Source organism: Arthrobacter sp. S2(2024) (genome assembly GCF_036662515.1).
Classification (GTDB): Bacteria; Actinomycetota; Actinomycetes; order Actinomycetales; family Micrococcaceae; genus Arthrobacter.
Genome location: NZ_JAYKZI010000018.1, coordinates 1 through 22,310, shown reverse-complemented (window position 1 = coordinate 22,310; position 22,310 = coordinate 1). Strand labels below are relative to the sequence as shown.

General features: G+C 65.7%; 25 protein-coding genes and 4 pseudogenes. 15 read left to right on the top strand and 14 right to left on the bottom strand.

What is annotated here, in order from left to right:
* The first annotated feature begins 33 nt into the window (after positions 1-33).
* Positions 34-204, top strand: coding sequence for a CDGSH iron-sulfur domain-containing protein (locus tag VLA65_RS20325; protein WP_332603552.1), 171 nt, complete (start codon positions 34-36; stop codon positions 202-204).
* 414 nt (positions 205-618) lie between these two features.
* Here VLA65_RS20325 and dmpG read toward each other — a convergent pair whose 3' ends face one another.
* From dmpG to VLA65_RS20280, 9 genes are all read right to left on the bottom strand, one after another.
* A complete protein-coding gene (gene dmpG, locus VLA65_RS20320; RefSeq protein ID WP_332603551.1) occupies positions 619-1,665 on the bottom strand; it encodes a 4-hydroxy-2-oxovalerate aldolase in 1,047 nt (348 codons plus the stop codon).
* Between the two features lie 2 nt (positions 1,666-1,667).
* Positions 1,668-2,606: an acetaldehyde dehydrogenase (acetylating) gene (locus VLA65_RS20315; RefSeq protein WP_332603550.1), complete on the bottom strand. Its 939-nt coding sequence runs from the start codon at positions 2,604-2,606 to the stop codon at positions 1,668-1,670.
* Positions 2,607-2,617: 11 nt separating this feature from the next.
* A complete protein-coding gene (locus tag VLA65_RS20310) occupies positions 2,618-3,424 on the bottom strand; it encodes a 2-keto-4-pentenoate hydratase (protein WP_332603549.1) in 807 nt (268 codons plus the stop codon).
* Entirely contained in the window at positions 3,424-4,365 is a 942-nt protein-coding gene (locus VLA65_RS20305) for a 3-carboxyethylcatechol 2,3-dioxygenase (protein WP_332603548.1), read from the bottom strand. Before VLA65_RS20305 ends, VLA65_RS20310 begins: the two co-directional genes overlap by 1 nt.
* Positions 4,366-4,490: 125 nt before the next feature.
* The gene (locus VLA65_RS20300; protein WP_332603547.1) at positions 4,491-4,943 is read right to left on the bottom strand and encodes a PaaI family thioesterase; all 453 of its coding nucleotides are present in this window, start codon (positions 4,941-4,943) and stop codon (positions 4,491-4,493) included.
* 102 nt (positions 4,944-5,045) lie between these two features.
* Positions 5,046-5,480: a hypothetical protein gene (locus VLA65_RS20295; RefSeq protein WP_332603546.1), complete on the bottom strand. Its 435-nt coding sequence runs from the start codon at positions 5,478-5,480 to the stop codon at positions 5,046-5,048.
* Positions 5,426-5,728 (bottom strand): hypothetical protein, encoded by a 303-nt coding sequence (locus VLA65_RS20290; RefSeq protein ID WP_332603545.1) that lies wholly within the window; start codon positions 5,726-5,728, stop codon positions 5,426-5,428. Before VLA65_RS20290 ends, VLA65_RS20295 begins: the two co-directional genes overlap by 55 nt.
* Complete coding sequence (locus tag VLA65_RS20285) at positions 5,695-6,138, bottom strand: MFS transporter (RefSeq protein ID WP_332603544.1); 444 nt, start codon at positions 6,136-6,138, stop codon at positions 5,695-5,697. The genes VLA65_RS20290 and VLA65_RS20285 overlap by 34 nt, the downstream gene beginning before the upstream one ends.
* Positions 6,120-6,347, bottom strand: coding sequence for a hypothetical protein (locus VLA65_RS20280; RefSeq protein ID WP_332603543.1), 228 nt, complete (start codon positions 6,345-6,347; stop codon positions 6,120-6,122). Before VLA65_RS20280 ends, VLA65_RS20285 begins: the two co-directional genes overlap by 19 nt.
* Positions 6,348-6,470: 123 nt before the next feature.
* On the opposite strand from VLA65_RS20280, the gene VLA65_RS20275 reads away from it, so the two are divergent.
* The 8 genes from VLA65_RS20275 (at position 6,471) to VLA65_RS20240 (ending at position 13,638) form a co-directional block, all read left to right on the top strand.
* Positions 6,471-7,013: an enoyl-CoA hydratase-related protein gene (locus VLA65_RS20275; RefSeq protein ID WP_332603542.1), complete on the top strand. Its 543-nt coding sequence runs from the start codon at positions 6,471-6,473 to the stop codon at positions 7,011-7,013.
* 129 nt (positions 7,014-7,142) lie between these two features.
* A complete protein-coding gene (locus VLA65_RS20270) occupies positions 7,143-8,516 on the top strand; it encodes an aromatic ring-hydroxylating dioxygenase subunit alpha (RefSeq protein WP_332603541.1) in 1,374 nt (457 codons plus the stop codon).
* Positions 8,513-8,854, top strand: coding sequence for a bifunctional 3-phenylpropionate/cinnamic acid dioxygenase ferredoxin subunit (locus tag VLA65_RS20265; RefSeq protein WP_332603540.1), 342 nt, complete (start codon positions 8,513-8,515; stop codon positions 8,852-8,854). Before VLA65_RS20270 ends, VLA65_RS20265 begins: the two co-directional genes overlap by 4 nt.
* Positions 8,854-10,089, top strand: coding sequence for an NAD(P)/FAD-dependent oxidoreductase (locus VLA65_RS20260; RefSeq protein ID WP_332603539.1), 1,236 nt, complete (start codon positions 8,854-8,856; stop codon positions 10,087-10,089). Before VLA65_RS20265 ends, VLA65_RS20260 begins: the two co-directional genes overlap by 1 nt.
* Positions 10,090-10,114: 25 nt before the next feature.
* Positions 10,115-10,684 carry an aromatic-ring-hydroxylating dioxygenase subunit beta gene (locus tag VLA65_RS20255; protein WP_332603538.1) on the top strand — a complete coding sequence of 190 codons (570 nt, stop codon included), beginning with the start codon at positions 10,115-10,117 and terminating at the stop codon, positions 10,682-10,684.
* Between the two features lie 58 nt (positions 10,685-10,742).
* Positions 10,743-11,594, top strand: a complete 852-nt coding sequence (gene hcaB / locus VLA65_RS20250) for a 3-(cis-5,6-dihydroxycyclohexa-1,3-dien-1-yl)propanoate dehydrogenase (protein ID WP_332603537.1) — start codon at positions 10,743-10,745, stop codon at positions 11,592-11,594.
* Positions 11,591-13,171 (top strand): AMP-binding protein, encoded by a 1,581-nt coding sequence (locus tag VLA65_RS20245; protein WP_332603536.1) that lies wholly within the window; start codon positions 11,591-11,593, stop codon positions 13,169-13,171. Before hcaB ends, VLA65_RS20245 begins: the two co-directional genes overlap by 4 nt.
* 5 nt (positions 13,172-13,176) lie before the next feature.
* Positions 13,177-13,638 (top strand): hypothetical protein, encoded by a 462-nt coding sequence (locus tag VLA65_RS20240; protein WP_332603535.1) that lies wholly within the window; start codon positions 13,177-13,179, stop codon positions 13,636-13,638.
* Positions 13,639-13,641: 3 nt separating this feature from the next.
* Here the strand turns inward: VLA65_RS20240 and VLA65_RS20235 are convergent, their stop codons facing one another.
* A complete protein-coding gene (locus tag VLA65_RS20235) occupies positions 13,642-14,445 on the bottom strand; it encodes an IclR family transcriptional regulator (RefSeq protein WP_332603534.1) in 804 nt (267 codons plus the stop codon).
* A gap of 148 nt (positions 14,446-14,593) precedes the next feature.
* Between VLA65_RS20235 and VLA65_RS20230 the strand changes: the two genes are divergently transcribed.
* From VLA65_RS20230 to VLA65_RS20210, 5 genes and pseudogenes are all read left to right on the top strand, one after another.
* Complete coding sequence (locus VLA65_RS20230) at positions 14,594-15,196, top strand: helix-turn-helix domain-containing protein (protein ID WP_332603533.1); 603 nt, start codon at positions 14,594-14,596, stop codon at positions 15,194-15,196.
* Positions 15,197-15,357: 161 nt separating this feature from the next.
* Positions 15,358-16,329: a zinc-binding dehydrogenase gene (locus VLA65_RS20225; RefSeq protein WP_332603532.1), complete on the top strand. Its 972-nt coding sequence runs from the start codon at positions 15,358-15,360 to the stop codon at positions 16,327-16,329.
* 158 nt (positions 16,330-16,487) lie between these two features.
* Positions 16,488-16,586 (top strand): annotated as a pseudogene (locus tag VLA65_RS22040) (hypothetical protein); the annotation flags it as partial.
* Between the two features lie 86 nt (positions 16,587-16,672).
* Positions 16,673-17,495: pseudogene (locus tag VLA65_RS20215) on the top strand (FAD-dependent monooxygenase).
* On the top strand, positions 17,492-17,821 hold the full coding sequence (locus VLA65_RS20210; protein WP_332603530.1) for a hypothetical protein: 330 nt from the start codon (positions 17,492-17,494) through the stop codon (positions 17,819-17,821). Before VLA65_RS20215 ends, VLA65_RS20210 begins: the two are co-directional and overlap by 4 nt.
* Positions 17,822-17,991: 170 nt before the next feature.
* Here the strand turns inward: VLA65_RS20210 and VLA65_RS20205 are convergent, their stop codons facing one another.
* Together VLA65_RS20205 and VLA65_RS20200 are read right to left on the bottom strand one after the other, a co-directional pair.
* Positions 17,992-18,858 (bottom strand): alpha/beta fold hydrolase, encoded by an 867-nt coding sequence (locus VLA65_RS20205; RefSeq protein WP_332603529.1) that lies wholly within the window; start codon positions 18,856-18,858, stop codon positions 17,992-17,994.
* Positions 18,859-19,106: 248 nt separating this feature from the next.
* Positions 19,107-19,649 (bottom strand): annotated as a pseudogene (locus VLA65_RS20200) (aldehyde dehydrogenase family protein); the annotation flags it as partial.
* 648 nt (positions 19,650-20,297) lie between these two features.
* Here VLA65_RS20200 and VLA65_RS20195 point away from each other — a divergent pair.
* Positions 20,298-20,945 carry a hypothetical protein gene (locus VLA65_RS20195; RefSeq protein ID WP_332603528.1) on the top strand — a complete coding sequence of 216 codons (648 nt, stop codon included), beginning with the start codon at positions 20,298-20,300 and terminating at the stop codon, positions 20,943-20,945.
* Positions 20,946-20,988: 43 nt separating this feature from the next.
* Here the strand turns inward: VLA65_RS20195 and VLA65_RS20190 are convergent, their stop codons facing one another.
* Together VLA65_RS20190 and VLA65_RS20185 are read right to left on the bottom strand one after the other, a co-directional pair.
* Positions 20,989-21,741 (bottom strand): hypothetical protein, encoded by a 753-nt coding sequence (locus VLA65_RS20190; protein WP_332603527.1) that lies wholly within the window; start codon positions 21,739-21,741, stop codon positions 20,989-20,991.
* Between the two features lie 73 nt (positions 21,742-21,814).
* A pseudogene (locus tag VLA65_RS20185) lies at positions 21,815-22,310 on the bottom strand (IS3 family transposase); the annotation flags it as partial.

The following is a 22,310-nucleotide window of genomic DNA, read 5'->3' as shown; positions in this document are numbered from 1 at the left end:
CCCGCACCCTCAAACCCCTGACAGTGAGCGTTGATGAACCCGAACCCGCAAGAGACCGCCAATGAGAACTCCATCGTTGTCTGCCCCGACGGCAACACCGTCGCCCTGTGCCGCTGCGGCGCCTCCGCGATCAAGCCCTACAGCGACGGCACTCACAAACTGATCGGCTTCCGGACGGAAATCCCCGGCGGCCCCGGGAAATAAGGAAGTCCCCGGCCCACGCTGCCCGGCTAGAACCGCAAAATCCCCGCCAGATCCCTCCCGCGGCCCATTAGGCGAGCAATTCCGCTGCGCAAAGTATCCCGCGACACGGAGCACGGCTCCGCGCTGCGGGCATTCCGGTGCGCTCGGTTTTTGCGCGTCGCCAGCCCGGATCCGTGGCGGATTACTGCTGGAATGCCGCGTCAAAGGGGCGATGCCAGGTGAGAACTGCGGCTCGGCGCCCCGAGGCATCTGCGCCGGGCGCGGATTCCCTGTCCACAGTGCCGAATGCCGATAAATAGCCCCGTCGCCCGGTACGCAACGCCCGAACGCAGGAACCCCGCCGCTGAGCATGTCCAGCGGCGGGGTTCCTGCGTGTGCGGTGCGTGCGGTGCGTGGCATGCGGGTGGTGCGGGGTCAGGCTACGCGTGCCCCGGAGGCGAGCTGGACGGCGACGTCGACGATCATGTCTTCCTGGCCGCCGACGTAGCCGGCGCGGCCGATTTCCTCGAGGATCTGCCAGGCCGGGACGCCGTAGCGTTCGGCGGCGCGTTCGGCGTGGATGAGGAATGAGGAGTAGACCCCGGCGTAGCCCTGCATGATTGAGGCTCGGTCCATGATGGGCATCCGGGTGATGATGGGCTTGACGATGTCATCCGCCGCGGCCATGACGCCGTGGACGTCGACGCCGGTGTGGATGCCGAGGCGTTCGAACGCGGCGACGAGGACCTCGGTGGGTGAGTTCCCGGCCCCGGCGCCCAGCGCCAGCAGGGTCCCGTCGATCTGCTTGGCCCCGGCGCGGGCGGCGAAGACGGAATTCGCGACGCCGAAGGACAGATTCTGGTGGCCGTGGAACCCCACCTGCGCGTCGGTGCCGAGCCCGGCGACGAGGGCGGAGACGCGGTCGGAGACGTCTTCGAGGATGAGGGCCCCGGCGGAGTCCACGACGTAGACGCACTGGCAGCCGGCGTCGGCCATGATCCGGGCCTGTTCGGCGAGTTTTTCCGGGGTGGCGCGGTGGGAGAGCATCAGGAATCCGACGGTTTCCATGCCGAGTTTGCGGGCGTGCTGGAAGTGCTGGATGGAGACGTCGGCCTCGGTGCAGTGCGTGGCGATCCGGGCCACCGAGGCGCCGGCGTCGTGGGCCTGGTTCAGGTCGTGGATGGTGCCCAAGCCGGGGAGCATGAGCACGGCGATTTTGGCGTTCTTCGCTTCGTCGACGGCGGCGCGGACCAGGCCCAGTTCGGGGGTGAGGGAGAATCCGTAGTTGAAGGAGGAGCCGCCGAGCCCGTCGCCGTGGGTGACTTCGATGACCTCGATGTTGGCGTCGTCGAGGGCGCGGACCACGGAGCGGACGTGCTCTTCGGTGAACCGATGGCTCATGGCGTGGGAGCCGTCGCGCAGGGTGGTGTCCGTGAGGCGGACGCTGAGGTTCTGTGCCGTGATGTCGGAGGTGGCGGTCATGGTTAGGCTCCTACGGAAGTGGAAGAAAGGGCGGCGTCCATGCGCTCGGCGAGCAGGTCCGCTGTCCGGGTCGCGGCGGCGGTGATGATGTCCAGGTTGCCGGCGTATTCGGGGAGGTAGTCCGCGGCCCCCTTGACCTGGATCCAGATCCCGACGCGGCCGTTGCCCTCCCAGTCCTCCCGGGCGGCGTCGAACTGGGGCTCGACGCGCAGCGAGTAGCCGGGGACGTAGTCCTGGATCTTCACGACGGCCTCGTCGATCGCAGCGCGGATCCGGTCCTGGAGTTCCCCGGGTTCGGCGGCGGCGGCGGGGATGGCGCAGTAGACGGTGTTGCGCATGATCATAGGCGGTTCGACCGGGTTGATGATGATGACGGCCTTGCCGCGCCGGGCCCCGCCGACTTCCTCGAGGGCTTTGGCGGTGGTCTCGGTAAATTCGTCGACGTTGGCGCGGGTGCCGGGCCCGGCGGACTTGGAGGCGATCGAGGCGACGATCTCGGCGTAGTCGACCGGGACCACGGAGGAGACCGCGGCGACGATCGGGGTGGTGGCCTGGCCGGCGCAGGTGATCATGTTGACGTTCAGGACATCTTGCAGGGTGTCCAGGTTCACCACAGGGCAGAGATAGGGGCCGACGGCGGCCGGGGTCAGGTCGATCGCGTGGATCCCGGCGGCCTTGTACTTTGGCGCGTTGATCTGGTGGGCCTTGGCGGAGGTGCATTCGAAGATGAAGTCCGGGAGGTCGTCCTGGGCGAGGAGCCAGTCCACGCCCTCGGCGGAGGTGGTGATGCCGAGCCGGGCGGCGCGGGCGAGCCCGTCGGAGGCTGCGTCGACGCCGATCATGTACTTGACTTCGATGTTTCTGCTGCGGCGCATCAGTTTGAACATCAGGTCGGTGCCGATGTTGCCTGAGCCGACGATGGCTGCTGTTTTCTTTGCCATGGTGGGTGTCCTTAGTCTGTGAAGTGAATGGTCAGTGAGCCCAGTGCACCGAAGTCCGCGACGGCAGTGCTTCCGGCGGTGACGGGCTCGGCCTTAGTGAAGGAGCCGGGGAGGATGAGCTGGCCGGCATCGAGGGCCACGCCCTCTGCGCCGAGGATGTTGGCGAGCCAGGCCAACGGGGCCACGGGGTTGCCCATTACGTCGGCGCCCGTGCCGGAGCCGGTGACCTCCCCGTCGATGACTAGCGAGCAGTTGACGTCCAGAAGCTGGGCAGGGTCGAGGTCTAGGGGGACGGAGCCGACGGCGATCGCGCCGCACGAGGCGTTGTCCGCGACCGTGTCCACGAGCTTGATGTCCCAGTCGGTGATGCGGGAGTCGATGATCTCGATCGCCGGGTACACGGCACCGATCGCCGCAGCGGCCTGCTCCAACGTGACGCCCGGTCCCTGCAGGGCGTGCTTGAGCACAAAGCCGAACTCCGGTTCCATCTTGGGCTGGATGAATCCGGATGCCGGGATCACAGCGCCGTCGTAGTGAACCATGTCGTCAAAGAAGAATCCGAAATCCGGCGAGTCCACACCCAGCTGCCGCTGCATGGCCAGCGAGGTCAGGCCCACCTTGCGGCCCGCCAGCACCCGGCCCGCTGCCGCGTGATGCGCAAGCTGCACGGTCTGGACGTAGTAGGCATCCGCCAGGGTCACGCCGTCGAACCGGTCCCGCAACGGGGCAACCGGGACCAGGGACGTGGTGGCTTCCAGCAGCTCGGCAGCAAAATGGTCCAGGGCTTCGGTGCGCGGGGGCTGTGTCTGGGCAGTCATTACTTCAGCACCGCCGTCGTCACGCCGAAACCGGCGATGTATTCCTTGATCGGTTTGTAGAACTCGTAGGTGACCTTGTATTCGCCGCAGGCGCGCAGGGCCGAGTACGCCGCCACCCAGGTGCGGACCTCGTGCGAGGAGTGCCCGGCCACCCGGGTCATCGCCTCCGGATCGTAGGCGTCAAAGCCTGTGACATCCCCGGACCGGCAGACGTCCAGGAAGGCCTGGTCCCATTCGGGGTTGAGTTCCATGATGTCCGCCTCGCCCCGGGCGAATGCCTCAGCCGTGGCGATGGTGCGGGCCTGGCGTGCGGCGCGGGCCTCCGGTGTGGGGCGGCGGCCGTCTGTGAGGAACTGGCGCTGTTCCTCGGTGGCGGTGGCGATCTGCGGGACCGGCGGATCGTGGGAGAGCCCGCCGGAACCGATGAACAGCACCTTTTTGTCCGTGTTCCTGAAGTACTCGCCGATGGCCGTGCCAAACTGGCGGACGCGGCGGACCTTGGAGAAGGGCGGTGCCACGGAGTTGATGAAGACCGGGATGACCGGCTTGGCGGCAGCGTTGCCGTGGTAGAGAATCTCCATGGGTTGGACGGCGCCGTGGTCCACCTCCATCCTGCGGGAAATCGCGGTGTCGATGTCCTGGTCGATGACGTACTGGGCCAGGTCTTCGGCGATCGCGGTGGGAACGTCCAGCTTCCCGGCAAACGAGTCGTAGTCCCCGGTGCCGTGGGCTTTGTAGCCGATGCAGAACGGGGGCATCAGGTCGTAGAAGAACCCGTTGTAGTGGTCGGGGCCGAAGTTGACCACCAGGTCCGGATCGAAATCCTGCACGAAGGCGCGCACCTGGTCGAAGGCGGACTCGACCGCTGCCTTGACCTCGGCCGGAGGGTTGATGTGTTCGAGCAAAGGGCTGTGTGACATGCACACCAGTGCCTGGGTCATGGGGGGCTCCTTCTTGATGGGCGGGGCGGTGGGCCGGGGGGCGCTTGCTGACTTCCATTCCAATCCCAGGGCAGCGGGCCGGTCAGGCCGGTGTTCCGTACGGCGGGACAGAAAAAGTCGCGGTATTACTTGTTGCCCACCGCGCGCTCTTTGATGGCGTACGTGAACGTGGAATGCAGCAGCTGCTTGCCGTCGGCGTCGGACACCGACACTTCGGCCACGGCCACCGTGTTGCCGCCGCGCAGGATGCGGGCGGTCGCGATGGCGGGGGAGGCCTTCGAATTGGACATGAAGTTGATGTTCGACTGCACGGCCAGCGGGAACTGCCCGCTGCCGGTGTAGGTCTGCATGGCGAGGAAGGTGCCGGTGATGTCCGCGGCGCCGAAGAGCGCGGCCGCGGAGAACATGCCGGAGGCCTGGGCGTAGGCGTCCTGCAGCGGCATGGACATGCTCACGGTGGAGTCCGTCACGGCGTGCGGTTCAAGGCCAAGTGTTGCCGCGATGTCATCGAAGCCGCGCTTCGCGGTGAACTTTTCAACGAACGCGCTGAATTCCTCGAGGGAGGAGGGGTGAGCCATCTGATCGCTCCTGGGCTTTTTGTGCGGAAGGGTCAGAATCAGGCTAACGACGACGGCAGCCGCCCGGGTAGGGCGGGTGCCGGTGTGCGGAACGTCAGTGTCCTAGAGTCTGGCGCCCTGTTGCTGGGTTTCGCGGTCGGCGATTGCTGCGCAGTCGGCCGTGGCGGCCCGCTGCGTCCTGCCCCGGGTCTCCTTGGACAGGAACACCGAGACGGCGGCGACGGCGATGAGCGCGATGAAGTACCAGGCGATGTTGTTGGTCTTGCCGCCGTTGGACAGGCCCATGAGCATGGTGGTCATCAGCGGGGCGTTGCCGGCGCCGATGACCGATCCCAGCTGGAACGTCAGGGACACCTCGGTATAGCGGTCTTGCGTCTCGAATTTCTCCGCAAGGAACGCGCCGATGGGTCCGTACATCGAAGCCTGGATGATCGGGTTTCCCAAAATTAAGGCCAGGGGCACCAGCCAGAAGTTGCCGGAGTTCAGCATGGCGAACATCGGGAAGACAAGGACCACGGAGACCGCGGCGACGAGCACGACCGGCCGCCGGCCTTGTCGGAGAGCCAGGCAAAGAAGGGGATGGCGAAAATGTGCAGGACTGACGAGACGGTGAGCATCATCAGTGCGTCCTGGCGGGACACCACACCCTGCGCGGCGACGTACGGCACAGCCCAGATGGCGAGGAGGGCCTGCATGAAGAGCGGGCCGGCGACGGCCAGGGTGCCATAGAGCGCGGATATCGGGTACTTCTTCAGGACCCGGACGATCGGGACGCCGGTGTGCACTTCGCCAGCGGCGCGGGCACGTTCGAACTCGGGGACTCGGTGACCCGGTACCGCAGGTACAGGCCGATGACCACCAGGGCGGCGGAGAGCAGGAACGGGACGCGCCAGCCCCACGTGAGGAAGGCCGTGTCCGGCAGGCCCGCGAACAGCCCTAGGACCAGGGTGGCGAAAACAGAGCCGGTGGGGCCGCCGGTAACGGCGATCGACGCCGCGAAGCCGCCGTTCCTTTCCTTGACGTGCTCGGCCGCCATGAGGGTGGCGCCGGCCCACTCGCCGCCCACCGCGAGGCCCTGGATCACGCGGAGGAGGACCAGAATCAGCGGGGCCGCGATGCCGATGGTCTGGTAGGTGGGCATGAGCCCGATGACCACGGACACGATGCCCATCATCATCAGCGTGATGAAGAGCATGTTCTTGCGCCCGAACCGGTCACCGAAGTGGCCGAACAGGACGCCGGGCGGGAGATGTAGCCGGCCAGCAGGATGACAAAGGAAAGGGCCGTGCCAAGCACGGGATCCATGTCGGCCGGGAAGAACAGTTTAGGAAAGACCAGGCCGGCGGCGGCGCCGCACAGCAGGAAGTCGTAGTATTCAACGGTTGAGCCGAGGAAACTGGACACCAGCGCGCGGCGGGTGTCCTTCCTGGCGGATGATGCCGTGCCTGCGGCGGATGGGATTGCGTCATTGCACGCTCCAAAGAGGGGTGCGGGTGCGTCGGGAGAGGGACGAAGGTCTTCATGAGAATGTCCCCCGGTGCACGTGTGACCAATGACACGGTCCGTACCGCGGAACGGTTTTGCTCCCGGACCGGGCGCGGCGGCATGGAGCTGGTGCTGGCCGCCGATCTGGCGGTTGCGGCGCCACGCGCTCGGTTTGGCCTTCCCGAAGTGAAGATCGGTGTCTATGCCGGCAGCGGAGGGGCCTTCAGGCTCCGGGCCCAGATCCCGGCAAAAGTCGCCATGGAGATCCTGCTGACCGGGCGCATGGTGGAGGCCGGCGAGGCCGCCCGCTGGGGCCTGGTCAACGCGGTGGCTAAGGACCCCCTGGCCGCGGCCCTGGAACTGGCTTTGCGGGTGGCGGACTGCGCGCCCTTGAGCGTGGCCGCCACCAAGCGGATCGCCCGGGGCCTCGATTCCGCGCCGGACGGCGTGCTGCTGCGGCACGGCGAGGACCTGGAGTGGCAACGCAGCGACGCCGAGGGCTCGGGCGTCCTTGGGTCTGCCGACTGCGCCGAGGGAGTGGCCGCCTTCGGGGGCCGCCGGGCGCTCGTCTGGAGCGGAACCTAAGCCGGCTCCGGCGATTGACAGACCGACGTGTTCCGAGGTTCGGCACAGCGGGTGGCGGCGGGGCCCGGCCGGGGTGTCTGATGAGATTCAGGAACACCAGCACCCCGACTTGAATGGAGGGTCCCGCACATGATCACCACGGACTCCTGCCTCTCGCAGGCCAACGCCGCCATCGGCAGGATGCCCCGGCCCGAGGCAATGACCACCAATATCGACGTCTCCACACTCGTTGATTCAGACGGCGGCCTGATCGACCGGTCCATCTACGTCCATCCCGGCATCTACCAGCAGGAGCTGCGCAGGGTCTTCGCGCGCAGCTGGCTCTTCCTGGCCCACACCAGCCAGTTCAATAAGCCTGGCGACTTCTTCACGACATTCATGGGGGAGGACCCCGTCATCGTCACGATGGACAAGGGCAGGAACATCAAGGCCTACCTGAACTCGTGCCGCCACCGCGGGGTGCGGCTCTGCCGCGCCGACGCCGGCGCAACCAAGATGTTCACTTGCTCCTACCATGGCTGGTCCTTCGATCTCGCGGGAGCCCTGCAGTCCGTGCCCAACGAGCAGGCCTATCCCGAGGATTTCGAAAAGAAGGACTGGGGCCTGATCGAGGTTCCCAATGTGGCCTCCTACAAGGGGCTGCTCTTCGGCAACTGGGATGCCAACGCAGCGCGGCTGGAGGAAACCCTCGGCGATATGCGCTACTACATGGACGCCATGCTGGACCGCGACCCCGAGGGCACCGAAGTCATCGGCGGCGTCATGAAGTGGGAGCTAGAAGGTAACTGGAAGCTGGCGGCCGAGCAGTTCGCCACCGACTGGTACCACGTGAACATGTCCCACGCGTCGGCGCTGATGGTCATGTCCCCTACGGGCCGCGGGCCCAAGCCGGATATCGCCGCAACACCGGGACGCCAGTTCCTGTCCCCGAACGGCCACGGTGCGGGATTCCCCACCCACCCCAAATCACGGTTCGACGCCCCCGCCGTCCACGAGTACTACGACTACACCGCCCTTCGGGAGCGGCTGGGTGACGCGGCCGTTGAAGGCCCCATGACCACCGGACACGCTACCGTCTTCCCGAGCTTCTCCTACCTGCCGGTCAACGGCTCCATCCGGGTCTGGCACCCCAAGGGACCAAACAAGATCGAAGTCTGGGCCTGGATCCTGGTGGACAAGTCGATGCCGGATAAGGTGAAGGACGCGCAGCGGCTCTACAACCTGCGCACCTTTGGCCCCTCCGGGATTTTTGAAGCCGACGACGGCGAGAACTGGTCGGAGATCCAGGCCATCTCAGGCGGCTTCGTCACCAATCAGGTTCCGCTGAACTTCCAGATGGGGATCGGAAGCGAGAAGGACGACGGCACGTACCCGGGGCAGACGAGCGAGCTGTATTCCGACGCCGCCGGACGCAGCTTCTACCGCCACTGGGCCAGCCTAATGAACGAACCCGCGTGGCATGAGAACACCCCCAAGACCAACATCCCAGGAGATACCCCGTGAGCGAATCCGTCAACATCGGAACCGTCGAGGACATCGACGAGGGTGAAGCGAAAGTCATTTCCGCTGGGGACAACGGCACCGGCGAAGACATTGCGGTCTTCCACGCCGAGGACGGCAACTTCTACGCGCTGAACGACAACTGCACGCACGAGACCGCCTCCCTGGCCGACGGCTGGATTGAAGGCACCGAGGTTGAATGCCCCGTCCACTCCGCCAAGTTCTGCCTCAAGTCCGGGACAGCCCTGTGCATGCCAGCCACCATCGCGGCACGCACCCACAAAGTGGAAGTCCAGGACGGCCGCGTCCTGCTCTTCCCCAACGTCAGCGCAGCGGTGTAATGGCACCCTCCAACGACGCGAAGCCGCTTAGGTCCGTCACGATCGTGGGCGGCGGCATGTCCGGCTTCTCGGTGGCCAGGGAGCTCCGCAGCCGCGGCTTCCGGGGCGAACTGACCCTCATCGATCCGGCCGGCATCCCCTACGACCGCCCGCCGCTCAGCAAGGAGTACCTGCTCGGCTCACGGAGCGCGCAGGACATCCAGCTCGCGGCAGCCGACTGGTTTGCCGAACACCAGGTGGTCGTGGTCACCGGCCGCGCCGTGGCCCTGCGGCCTGACGAGGCCACCGTGGTCCTCGACGACGGCCGGGAGATCACCGGCGACAAGGTCATCCTCGCCACCGGCGGCGCAGCCCGCCGGCTCGCCATCCCCGGCGGGGACCTTGATTCGGTGCTTGAGCTGCGCACCCGCGAGGACGCCGACCGGCTGCGCTCCGTCCTGAAACCGGGGGCCCGGCTGGCGATTATCGGAGCCGGGCTGATCGGCGCGGAGGTCGCCTCGTCCGCCCTGCCATTCGGCGCCGACGTTGTCCTCATCGACCCCGTCGACCCGCCCCTCGTGCCGGCCGTCGGCCACGCTCTGGCCCGCCGGCTGCACGACATGCACCCGGACCGCGGGGTTGAGGTCGTCACCGGCGTCCCCACCTCCATCACCCGGGACCCCGGCGGCCGCCACCACGTGGCCATGGCTTCGGGCGAAACCATCGACGCCGACGCCGTGCTGGTCGGCATCGGTATCGTCCCCGAAACCGGGCTCGCGGACGCTGCCGGCCTGGCAACGGACAACGGCACCCTGGTGGATGAGTCCCAGCGCACGGCCCACCCGAACATCTATGCCGTGGGCGACAGCTCCCGCAGCCGTCTGGCCGACGGGACGCTGCTCCGCCGCGCTGAACACTGGGAGCACGCCGTGAATACCGGTGCGACTGCCGCTGCCGCCCTGCTGGGGCAGGACCTCCCGAAGCACGGAGTCAGCTGGTTCTGGTCGGACCGCCACGGCGTGCACGTCGAGGGGGTCGGCAGCATGACGGGGGATGGGACCACCATCGTCCGCGAAAAGGACGGGGAACCCTCGGTGGTCTTCCGGCTCGACCCGGACGGCTACCTGGCCGGCTGTGCAGCCGTCGACGGCGGGCTGTCCGTCCGGGCGGCACGCCGCCTCATCGACCGCCGGATCCTGGTGGACCCGCAGCAGCTCGCCGATCCGGCCATCGACCTGAAAAAGCTCACGAAGTAAAAGGACCTGTTCCAAGGAAGGAACCATGACAGACCATGTTGTTGCCGGGGCGGCTGCCACGGCCCTGGACGAAATCGAAGGCAGGCTCGCCGACGCTGAACTTGCCTACCGGGTCCAGCAGTTTTACTTCTTCGAGGCAGAACTGCTCGACGACGGGCGGTTTGCGGACTGGCTGGAAATCTTCGCGGAAGACCTGACGTACTGGGCCCCGCTGCGCACCAACCGGCTGCGGCGCCAGGCCGCACTGTCCATCGGCTCCCGCGGCGAAGCTGCATACTTTGACGAGACGAAGGAGTCCCTGGCGTGGCGCATCCGGCGCTACGATTCGGGCATGGCCTGGGCGGAGGACCCGCCCTCCAGGACACGTCACCTGGTCTCCAACGTCACCGTCCGCCACAGCGGCACGGACCTGCTCAAGGCTCGCTCGGCGTTCCTGGTGTACCGAAACCGGCTGCAGACCGAAACCGATATTTACGCCGGCGGCCGCACCGACCTCATACGCCTCCAGCCGGACGGCAGTTTCCGTGTCGCCCAGCGCGAACTGCTGTTCGACGCCAACGTCCTGCAAGCGAAAAATCTCAGTACATTCTTCTAGCCAAGACGCACCCTGATGCTGTTCCATGAGCTGCACGCGGCGCGACAGAGAGGTAAAAATGAGCGGAAATTCCTCCGCCGGGTGGCTCAATGGAGACGTCGCCCTGATAACCGGCGGTGGTTCCGGCATCGGCCGGGCCGTGGCTGAGCGCTTCCTTGCCGAAGGTGCCTCCGTAGTCCTGTTCGGCCGCGACCATGAAAAGCTCAAAGCCGTGGCCGAACAGACCGGCGCCAGAGACCGGGTCCTCACGGTGGCGGGCGACGTCCGCGAGCCGGAGTCGATCCAGGCGGCGGTCCAGGAAACGGTTGACCGCTTCGGCAAGCTGGATATCCTGGTGCCCAACGCCGGCATCTGGGACTACAACCGTTCGGTCACCCGGCTCACCGCGGCACAGCTGTCGGACGCGTTCGATGAGGTGTTCTCCATCAACGTCAAGGGCTACCTGCTGACCGTTGAGGCGGCCTGGCGTGAGCTCGTGAAGTCCCGCGGCTCGGTCGTTATGACCCTGTCCAACTCGTCCTTCCACCCGGCCGGCGGCGGAATCGTCTACACGGCGTCCAAATTCGCCTGCCGCGGCCTGGTCACCCAGCTCGCCTACGAACTCGCACCCAAGGTGCGCGTGAACGGCGTGGCCATCGGCGGCATGAACACGGACCTGAGGGGCCCGGCATCCATCGGGCTCCAGGACCGTTCCATCTCCGATTCCTTCGCCCGCTCCGAGATTACCGGCCACAACCCGTTGATCCCGCTGCACGATTCCTCCGTTGAACCGAAGGACTTCACCGGTTCCTACGTGCTGCTCGCTTCGAGAACGAACGCCAATAACATCACCGGGGCGATCATCCCCGCGGACGGCGGCATCGCCGTCCGTGGGTTCGGCACCAACGCTGCGGGAGGGGACAACCTGTGACGTGCTCCATCGACATCAATCCGGCCGCCGGCGTCCTGCGGCAGGCCCGGTACTTTCCCCGGAACACAGCCCTGATCTATGAGGGCGAGGAACTCGACTACGCGGCGCTTGCCGCGAGGATCGAGGAGTATGCCCGGGCCTTCGCGGCCAGCGGCGTCCGCCGCGGGGACCGGGTGGGCTACCTCGGGCTGAACAGCAGCACCTTCATCGTGACCATGATGGCGGCCTGGTGGGTCGGGGCCGTTTTCCTGCCGTTGAACTTCCGCCTGGCGCCCCGCGAGGTCGAAGGCCTCATTGCGACGTCCACGCCGCGGCTGCTGATCGTGGAGCCCGGGCACCAGGAGGTCATTGACCGCGCGGACGGCATCGACCGCCGCTCGGTCCAGTTGGTCCTCGTGGACAACGATCCGGCCGCACCCGTTCCGGCCCAGGCGCAGCCCGTGGACGGCTGGATACCTCTGAGCCGTTTCCTGGCCACCGGCAGCGGTGCGGAGCCTGCCGGGCCGGCGTCGGCGCACGACGACGACCTCGCCATCCTGCTGTTCACCTCCGGAACCACCGGGGAGCCCAAGGGCGTGCAGCTGACCTTCGGCAATGTGTGGTGGAATTCCGTCAACGTCGACTCGCTCGTCGACACCCGGCGCGGCGACGTCAACCTGGCGGTGGCGCCGCTGTTCCACATCGGCGCGCTGAATGCCCTGACCATCCGGCTGTTCGTCCGCGGCGGCACCACAATCGTCCGGCGTAACTTTGACCCCCGCCAAACCCTGCGGGACATCGAAGAGTACGGCGTATCCCAGGCATTCCTGGTTCCGGCCCAGCTCTCGGCGATGCAGCAGACTGAGGAATTCCAGCAGCACGACATCTCCTGCCTGCGTGCCCTGATCTGCGCCGGCGCCCCCGTCCCGCCGGTGCTGCTGAAGCAGTACGAGGCTAAGGGTGTTCCCGTCCAGCAGGCCTGGGGGCTGACCGAGACGTCGCCGTTCGCCACCTACCTCCCCGCCGAACTCACCTACCGCAAAGCGGGCTCCTGCGGCATTCCGATGCCGCACACCGAGGTCCGGATCGTTGACCCCTTCAGCCTCGAAGACATCCGGGAAGCCGGCGAAACCGGGGAATTCTGGGTCAAGGGCCCCAACGTCACCAGCGGATACTGGAACAACGCGGAGGCCACGGCGTCCGCCTTCCACCATGGCTGGTTCCGGACCGGTGACATCGGCTACCGCGACGAGGACGGGTTCTTCTTCATCGTCGACCGGCTCAAGGACATGATCATCACCGGCGGCGAAAACGTCTATCCCGCCGAGGTGGAGCGGGCACTGATGGAATTCCCGGGCGTCCTCGACGTGGGCGTCGTCGGCGTCGAGGATTCAAAGTGGGGTGAGTCCGTGGTGGCGGTGATGAGCTGCAAGGACGGCCACGTGCCCACCGTTGAGGAGGTCCGGGAGTTCACCAGCAAATACCTCGCCCGCTACAAACTGCCCAAGCGCCTGATCCTCACCGACGCCCTACCCCGCAACGGCTCGGGCAAGCTGGACAAACCCAGCATCCGGCAGCTCGTAAAGAACGAAGGGTAACCAGAATGTCATCCGACGAAGTGGACCTACTCAAGTGGCCAGAACCCCTGCCGCCGTCGTGGCAGTGCGCCCGTGCTGCCCCGGCCGAGGGCTGGGATACGGCCTTCACCGTGACCCAGGACGGTACTCCGGCCGGAACGGTCAGCGTCGCCTTTGCTGCCTCGACGCCCATCGCGGCGGCATACCCCGCCGGGGCGCGGGACCGGCTGATCGGGCCTGATGCGCAGGCCGGGTCCCCGGCCATCCAGCTGGTCTCGGAGCAGGTCATGGACGAGGATCGGGCCTGCCGCCGTCTGGTTCTGGCGGTTGATGAGGGCGACGTTGCCGGGATTGCCCGCGGGGAGGCGGCCGGTTACCGGTACGTCCTGGACGTCGACGTGCCGGGCAGGTCGTTGTCGCTGCTCACCGCCGAGCCGGACTGGGTACTCGAGGACTCGCGCCATCTGGATGACGTGCCCACCCAGTAGCGGTCAGGCGCCCTGGACCAGCCGCAGCTGGTGGGCGCTGGCGGCGGCCACGGCACGGCCGGCCGCGTAGCAGACCTTCCGCAGCGCGTTGGCCTGGGAGTCGGGAACGAACTTCCCGGCTGGGCCGGAGACCGACATGGCGGCGACCGGCCTGCCGTTGGCGCCCATGACCGGGGCCGCGATGCAGTTCAGTCCGACCAGGATTTCCTCCCGGTCGAAGGCCAGGTTAGTTTCCCGCACTTTGGCCAGTTCGGCCCGGAACGCGTCCGGCTCCGTGATGGTAGCGGGGGTCCAGGCCGACAGTTCCGACTGGAGGACCTGCTCGGTGGCGTCGGGGTCGTAGGACAGCAGCATTTTGCCCACCGCCGTGCAGTATGCGGGGGCCTGGCCACCGATGCGTGAGGGGCTGCGGACCTGCAGGTGGCCGTAAAGCTTGTTCAGGTAAACCACCTCCGTGCCCCCCAGGACGGCGAGGTGGACGGTCTGCCGGCTCATCTCATACAGGTCAGCCAAGTAGGGGGTGAGCGTATCGCGGATCCGGCCGTGGGCTGCGCTTTCCTGGGTTGCCCCGAGGTTGTGGATCAGCTTGCCGAGCCGGTAGGCATTTCCGGCCCGTTCCACGGCGCCGCTGCGCTGCAGCATGGCCAGCACCCGGAAGGCGGTGGACTTGGACATGTCCGCCCGGCGGGCAAGTTCACTCACGCCGGCACCGGAGAGGGCATCATTGCCAAAGGCACTCAGCAGGGCCATGGCCTTGTCGACGGCGGCGCGGTCATCGCGCCCTGCGGCAGCAACCCTGGATACCATATCAATCCTTCAATATGGGGTTCGCCCGTCCGCGGACCGAGCCCCGATTGGCTGGGGCCGGTCTTCGATGACCGGCCCTTTCAGTTTGCGTCCAGCGCTTAGGTATGTCAAACATGCCTCAGCGTCATTTATAAGTGACAATGGAGGCGTGTCTCTCAACGATGTCGTATCAAGGAACATCCGCCGCTTCCGGGCCGAGCGGAACCTCAGCCTGGCGGAGCTTGCCCGCCGGGCGTCGCTGTCCAAGCAGACGCTTTCCAAAATCGAACAAGGTGAAGGCAATCCCACTGTGGGCACCCTTGAGGCGATTGGCGAGGCACTGGGCCTGAGTTTCCGGCGGCTGGTAACCGAGTGGGGATCGAAAACAACTGTTTCCCGGGCGAGCGACGCCCTCTGGGTCCGCACCCCGGTGGGTGAGGAACGCAACCTTGACCGGATTTACGGCACGGGTTACGTCCGCACCCAGGTAGTCACCGTGGAGCAGACCCAGCGGGTAAAAATCGTTCCCGCGCAGAGCCCCGGAACCCTGCACCAGCTCTATGTCATCCAAGGCCGGCTGGAGGCCGGTCCGGAGGACGGGATGCTGGTCCTGAGCATGGGGGACTTCGCGCGGTTCCCCGGGGATGTGGACCATGGCTACCGGAGCCTCGGCGGACAGGCCGTGTTCCACCTGACAACCACCGCCCCCGAGGTGCCGCAGTTCACCTCAGCCGGGTGGCAAGCCGGGCGCATGATCGGGCCGGGCGGGTGATCGGCCGGGTAACCGGCCAGCCGTGGACCGTCGCGCCCGTCCATTCCGCCTGGCGGCACGCTTTGTGGCCGACCGAACATAGGGTTGCCACGATGGATGGATAACCAGCGGCAGCCTGCCGTATTGGCCGTCCGCCATATCCGAGGAGCCCGGAAAATCATATGCTTGCCGCTGTTGCCGTCCGCCAGAATGCCGACGACCCGCTGTCCGGACTTGAGCTGCGGGACGTCCCGGTGCCCCAGGCCCAGCCCGGGTGGACGCGGGTGAAGGTGAAGGCCTCATCCCTGAACATGCATGATGTCTGGACGCTCCGGGGCATCGGACACGATCCCAAAAACATTCCCATGATTCTTGGTTGTGATGTTGCCGGGGTCACCGAAGAGGGACGCGAGGTGGTGGTGCACCCGATCATTGCCGACGCGGACGCCGGCCGCGGTGACGAAACGCTGGACCCGAACCGGGCGCTGCTCTCGGAGCGGCACGACGGCGGGTTCGCCGAGTACATCGTGGTGCCGGACCGGTGCCTGGTGGACAAGCCGCCCCACCTGAGCTTCGAGGAGGCGGCCTGCCTGCCGGTGGCGTGGTCCACCGCGTACCGGATGCTTTTCACGCAGGCCCGCGTCACGGCAGGCGACCGGGTCCTGGTCCAGGGAGCCGGAGGCGGGGTGGCCTCGGCTGCCATTGCGATGGCTGCGGCGGCAGGGGCCACCGTGTACGCCACCAGCCGGACCGAAGCCAAGCGCCAACTGGCGCTGGAGCTCGGCGCACACGCGGCTTTCGAGTCCGGGGCACGCCTCCCGGAGCGCGTGGACGCCGTTATCGAAACTGTCGGCGAAGCCACCTGGGCCCACTCGCTGCGCTGCCTTCGCCCCGGCGGCGCGATCGTCATCGCAGGAGCCACCAGCGGCACGGCCCCCGACGCCGATCTGGGCCGGGTGTTCTACCAGCAGCTGCGGGTTTTGGGCTCCACCGGCTCGACCAGGCACGAAACAGCTGCAATGCTGCGGCTGCTGACCACAACGGGCCTCCGCCCCCGGATTGACCGCGTCCTACCCTTGGAACGCATCCATGACGCGTTCCAGGCGATGATCGGCGGCGAGCTCCACGGAAAGATTGTCATCAGCGTCTCCTAGGCCGCGCGCCAGGCGACAACAGCCCACCAACCTCCAGTAACACCAGCAAACCTGGCGACGGCGCCAGGAGATTCGGTCAACATGATTCCACCGACGAAAGTGAAGTCCTCATCGTCGGCGCCGGGCCGTCCGGGCTGGCGTTCGCCAACATCCTTGGCATGTACGGGCACTCGGGTCACCGTTCTGGAAGCTACCCCCGCGGCGTGGGCCTGGACGACGAGTCCTTCCGCACCACCCAGATCATGGGCCTCGCGGAACTCGTCAAGCCGCACACCACCCCGCAGCACATCATGCGGCTGGCCAACGGTGCCGGCCGGACCATCCTGGAAACAATCCGCAAACCCTGGAGTCCGGCTGGCACCGCAAACACAGCTTCATCCAGCCGGAAGTCGACCGGGTGCTGTTCGAGGGACTGTCACGGTTCAAGAGGGTGCGCGTGCTGTTCGGCCACACGGTTGAGACCGTTGAAGAAGATGCCGACGGCGTCACCGCCGTCGCGCTGTTCTCGGCCGCCGACGGGGGAGGGGAACGGCGTTTTCGGGCACAGTACCTGGTGGGAGGGCGTAAAATCCCCCACCCGGAATCGGCTGGGGGTCAGCTTCGAGGGTGAATCGCCCTCGAACCGGTGGCTTGTCGTCGACGTCAAGAATGATCCGCTCGGCACTCCGAACGTCTTCCTCGGTGCTGACCCGAAGCGGCCGTACGTGTCCATTGGCCTTCCGCATGCGGCCCGCCGTTTCGAGTTCATGCTGCACGAGGACGAAACCGAAGAGCAGGCCACGGACCCGGACTTTGTGAACCTGATGCACAAGGACCACGTTACGGACCCGTCCAGCCTGGAATTCATCCGCCGCCGCGTCTTCGCACACCACGGGCGGGTGGCGGGCTCCTTCCACAGCGGGCGGCAGCTCATTGCCGGCGACGCCGCCCACCTGATGCCGGTGTGGCTGGGACAGGGCTGGAACTCAGGAATGCGTGATGCCACCAACCTCGGCTGGAAATTGTCCAGCATTCTTCGCGGGGCTGCCTCGGATGCGTTGCTGGACACGTATACCTTGGAACGTCGGGACCACGGGAAGGCGATGGGGGACCTTTCCCTGACGTTCGGTGCCGCCATCAAGCTGACCAATCGCCGGTGGGGGGCCAGTTTCCGCAGCCGTGGGTGACCTCCAAGGACGGGAGTAACATCCTGGTCGACGACGAGATCGGGAACTGGTGGTCCGTCCTACTGTGGGGAAACAGCCCCACTGACTTCCTTCCGGCCGAATCCCTTGCCCAGCTCAAGCTGATGGGTGCCGGACTGGTGTGCCTGCTTCCCGAAACCCGGCGCACGTGGGCCGAAGAGAACATGGACAGCGATGTCCTGGTCCTGGGAGACCATACCGGGCAGATCAAGAAGTGGTTCGATGACCGGCCACCCCGTTGGTGGTCCTCCGCCCGGACCAATTCGTCGCCGGTGCCTGCCTCGTGCAGAATACACCGGCCACCCTGAACGCCAGACTGCAGGCGCTGGAGTTCACTGCCACTGGCTCGGCTGTCCCGGCGGCCGACGCCGCGGCACTTCCCGTGGCTGTGACTGCCTGAGTCCAGGCAAACAAAAAACTGGTGGCCGGCTTCCCTGCAGGGGAGCCGGCCACTAGTGTTTGGTGCGGTTGGTGCGGTCTAGCGGGTGACACCGCGGGCAGCCAGGTACTGCCTGATGATCGTGTTGAACTCCTCGGCGCGCTCCACCTGCGACCAGTGTCCGCACTGACTGAAGATGTGCGCATCGGCGGTGGGGATGATGTTCAGCAGCTCCCAGGTACGGGACACCGGGATCACCACATCCTGGACGCCGTGGATGAGCAGGACGGGAAGGTCCAGTTTGGACAGAACGTCAAAGTCGAGCGGCAGTTCAGTGCGGTCGCGGTCCCGCGCCGCAACCACATCAGCCAAACGGTCCGAGGCCGTGTCGTTCAACGCCGCCTGGTAACGCAGTGCGACGAGTTCGTCGGTGACCAGGGACTTGTCCACCACGAACAGCTCCAGCGTCCTGCGGATGCCGGCTTCGGATAGGTCAGGCTTGGAGTGTCCGGCCAGGGCGCCGGTCAGCTTGGCGCCGCCCGTGCCCATGGAAATGATGCCGAGCAGCCGCTCCGGGTAGTCGATGGCGAACTGGAAGGCCAACCATCCGCCCAGGGAGTTCCCCACAATCCACGTCTTCTCAATGCCCAGCGCGTCGAGGATGCGAACCGCGTGGCGGACCCATTCCTTGATGCCGTACTGGGTGCCTTCGGCCACAACCGACTGGCCATAGCCAATGGAGTCAATTGCGATGCAGCGCGCCTGTTCGCTGATCTCCGGCAGGTTCAGCCACCAGTTGGCCGCGGCGGTGACTCCGGTGCCGGAACCGTGAAGGAAAAGGATCGGAGTGCCTTCGCCGATGTCATGGTAGTGGGTGATCTCGCCCTCGGCGGTCTCAACCCACTTGTCTTCCAGACCGAAGAACGGGGCGGTGACGTAGGTGGGAACTTGGGTTTGTGTCGTCATATCTGTGGCTCCTGAACTGTCGGCGGCTAGCCGCGGTAATCGCAAGGCAGGCCTTGCACGGGGTTCCACCTCACGTTAGGCACATCCGGACCCGCCATGTGGCTGGTGTTCCGTCATACGGCACACTGGATCCGATATTCCGCCGGTCCCAGGGGTAAAAATGTCCCGCGACGCGGAAGACGGCTCAGCGCTACGGGCATTCCGGCGCGCTCGGTGTTTTGCGCGTCGGCGGCCCGGATCCGTAGCGCTCAGCCGGCGTAGGGGTCGGCGATGCCGATGTATTGCGTGGTGGTGTACCCGGCAATGCCTTCCGCGCCGCCTTCGCGGCCCAGTCCGGAGTGCTTGACGCCGCCGAACGGAGCGGCGGCGTTGGAGATGACGCCGGAGTTGAAGCCCACCATGCCGAATTCGATCTGTTCGGCCACGCGCAGCGGCCGGTTGAAGTCCTGGCTGTAAGCGTAGGAGGGCAGGCCGTATTCGGTGGCGTTGACCGAGGCGTCGGGGCCGAAGATTTCCTGGCGGAGGATGTCGGCGTCGTTGGGCACGTTGGCCAGAACCGTGGGCGGGTAGAAGCAGCCGGGGTCCGGAACCGGTGCGCCGCCGGTGACTGCGGTGGCACCGGCGTCGACGGCGGCGCTGCCCACGGCGTGCACGTCAGCACGGGCGCCGGCGTCGATCAGGGGTCCCACCTGGGTGCCGGGGTCGGTGCCCCGGCCAACGGTCAGGTCGCCCATGGCCGCAGCGAACTTCTGCGTGAATTCGGCAGCCAGGTCTGCTGACTTGAAATAACGTCGTCTGATTCCCGGCCTGACCGGCTTCACAAGGGATCCGCAGCTTGAGGCGCACGCAAAGGACCGAAGCTTCGCGCGAAGTGTCTATCTCGCCGCAGGATCAGCGTCGCGACCCGGCGGCAGCGCCATGGTTCAGAGGCTGACTGTCCGGTCTCACCATAGTTGTCAGTTCTGACGTGGGAACTGACAGGTTGGATGAGCGAAAAACAGCCTTGGCTGTCTCATCGAAGGTGTCAGTTCCGCATTGATGCCGCTGACCGCGAGTTCAGGTCCCTCAACGCACCCCCGGGTCGGGCGCTCAGCAGCTTCGCGCGATGCCATCAGCCCCCACGCCTTCTGGATTCCCATGTGACCCGCCCGCAAACTGACCGGCCTAGAGCCTCAAACAGCCACACCCCGGTAAATCAGCACTGACATCTGGCGTGAGACTCACGTCCCGAATCCGTAGGCTGACAGGTTCGATGAGAAAACTGACAACCATGTTGAGACCAGGCACTGATGGATATTAGGCTGAAACTACATAAGTTGAATCCTCAAGTATTTTTACTGGCAACGATGCATATTCGTATTGGTACTAATCTCCGCTGACAAGACTTACCGCAACGCCGCAGTGCGGTGATTCACGGGGCTTTGCGACATACTCGGGTCATGGCTGCTCAACAAAGTTCCGCTCAATCTGCTGCCAAGTGGCGCTCGGAGCATGACGTCTGGATCGACTATGCCTCGCTCAAGTTATCGGATGCCGAGTGGCTCTCCGGTGTCCGGCGCCTGACGCTCTGGGCGGTCAAGATCCCTGAGGGCTTTTTGCCGACTCTGTCGCAGCTGGAGTGGTTAGACATCCGAGGGGGCTCCGGAACGTCGATCGACGTGGTCAATGGTTGCCAGAACTTGACCTACCCCGCAGTCAACCAGATCCGCGGTCTGCATGATCTGTCTGCTCTAAGTGCTCAAACAAACCTCCGGCTGCTGAGCCTCTATGGATTGCCCCAAGTGCGGACTCTTCCCTCACTCGCTAACCTTCTGCATCTCAAACGACTGGAGATCGGATCGATGAAGGGGCTCACTGGCTTGGGTCCGCTTCTAGAGGCGCCCCATCTGGAGGAATTATTGCTTTCCAAAGCGGTGGCATTGACTAGTACCGATCCGCAGGCAATCGCTGCCCACCCTTCAATCCAGGCCTTTGATTGGTTTGCGGAAGATGTTCCGGTTAAGACGTGGGCTCCGATCGTTGATCGAATAGGGCGGCCAAAAGCAAGAGCTTTGAGTGCTTCGGATTGGTTCGATCAGAATCGCTGATCCCGCCCGATCCAGCTAGTTTCCTTCGGTAGAAGCCTGTTGATCAATATTCAGGAATGGCTGGCGTGTAGCGGGACCAGGGTTCTGCCGCGGCTGTAGCGTGCTTTTGCGTGACTTGGTGGCTGTAGCCGAGCATTTCTGCGACGAGCGGGGCGGGGACTTCCTTGACGAGGCCGCGTAGGGATGCGTTGCGTGCGCCTAGGAGGCTGATGCCGATTTCCCTCAACCGTTCCATGAGGGTGTTGGGGTGTATGTGTTGCCCGGCGCGGTAGCCGGGGAAGAGCCACGGACTGCCGGAGCTGCTGCCGGTGCGCATGTTGGGGCGTGAGGCGAGGTGTGTAGTGAGCAGTGAGGCGAACGGTTCGGGCACTGGCGTTGGGTGTTCTTCCCCGAGTGAGAGGCGCGGACCATCGGGTGTGAGGATCACGTCGGTGCTTTTCATCGCGGCGATCTTCACGACGGGTTGGGCGTAGAGCAGCAAGAGAGTGGCGGCGACCCGGTAGGACAGGGTGTCGATGTTGTCGGTGAGGCAGGCCTTGAGCATGGCGAGCCTCTGACCTTGGGTGAGCAGTGGCGCGGTCTTGGCCTGCCGGAAGCCGATGGTGATGTTAGTGCAGGTCCGGTTCTTCACCGCCCAGACGAAAAAGGTTCTGATGGCATGTCTGGTTGTGGGACCGTCGGCCAGCCAGGCGTCGACGTCGGCCTGGAGGCAGGAGGCGACCGTTCGTCCGTGGGTGAGCTTGAGCCAGGTGAGGAATTTGATGGTTTCGGTGATTTCCTGCTTCGCGCTGTGCACGGGACCGCGGGTGGGCTTCCCGTCTGTAGAGAGTGTCCTGAGGGACTGCCCCGGCTTTTGTTGACTCGGGGTCTTAGGCCGCTGTGAGCGCGGTCCGGTTGATTGTTTCATATTCGATTGGCGTGAGTTTTCCCAGCCGTCTTTGCCGTCGCCGGCGGTGGTAGTTCCTTTCGAGCCAGGGCGTGATGGCGAGGCGCAGTTCCTTCCTGGTGTTCCACCGCTGACGGTCCAGAACGTTCTTTTGCAGCAGCGAGAAGAACGATTCCATTGCGGCGTTGTCCGCGCGCCGACCCTGCCCATCGATCCGGTGAGCCCGTGGTGGCGGAGCGATTCAACGAAGCGGCGGGACCGTCCTGGGAGCCGCGGTCTGAGTGGACCACGGTGCCTTCCGGCCGGCGGGCCCGCACCGCGTTCTCCAGCGCCGCCACGGCCAACAAGGACTTCATCCGTGTATCCATCGAGTACCCGACGATCCTGCCGGAGTAGACGTCCTTCACCGCGCAGAGGTACAGCTTTCCCTCAGCGGTAGGGTGCTCGGTGATGTCGGTCAGCCACAGCTCGTTCGGTGC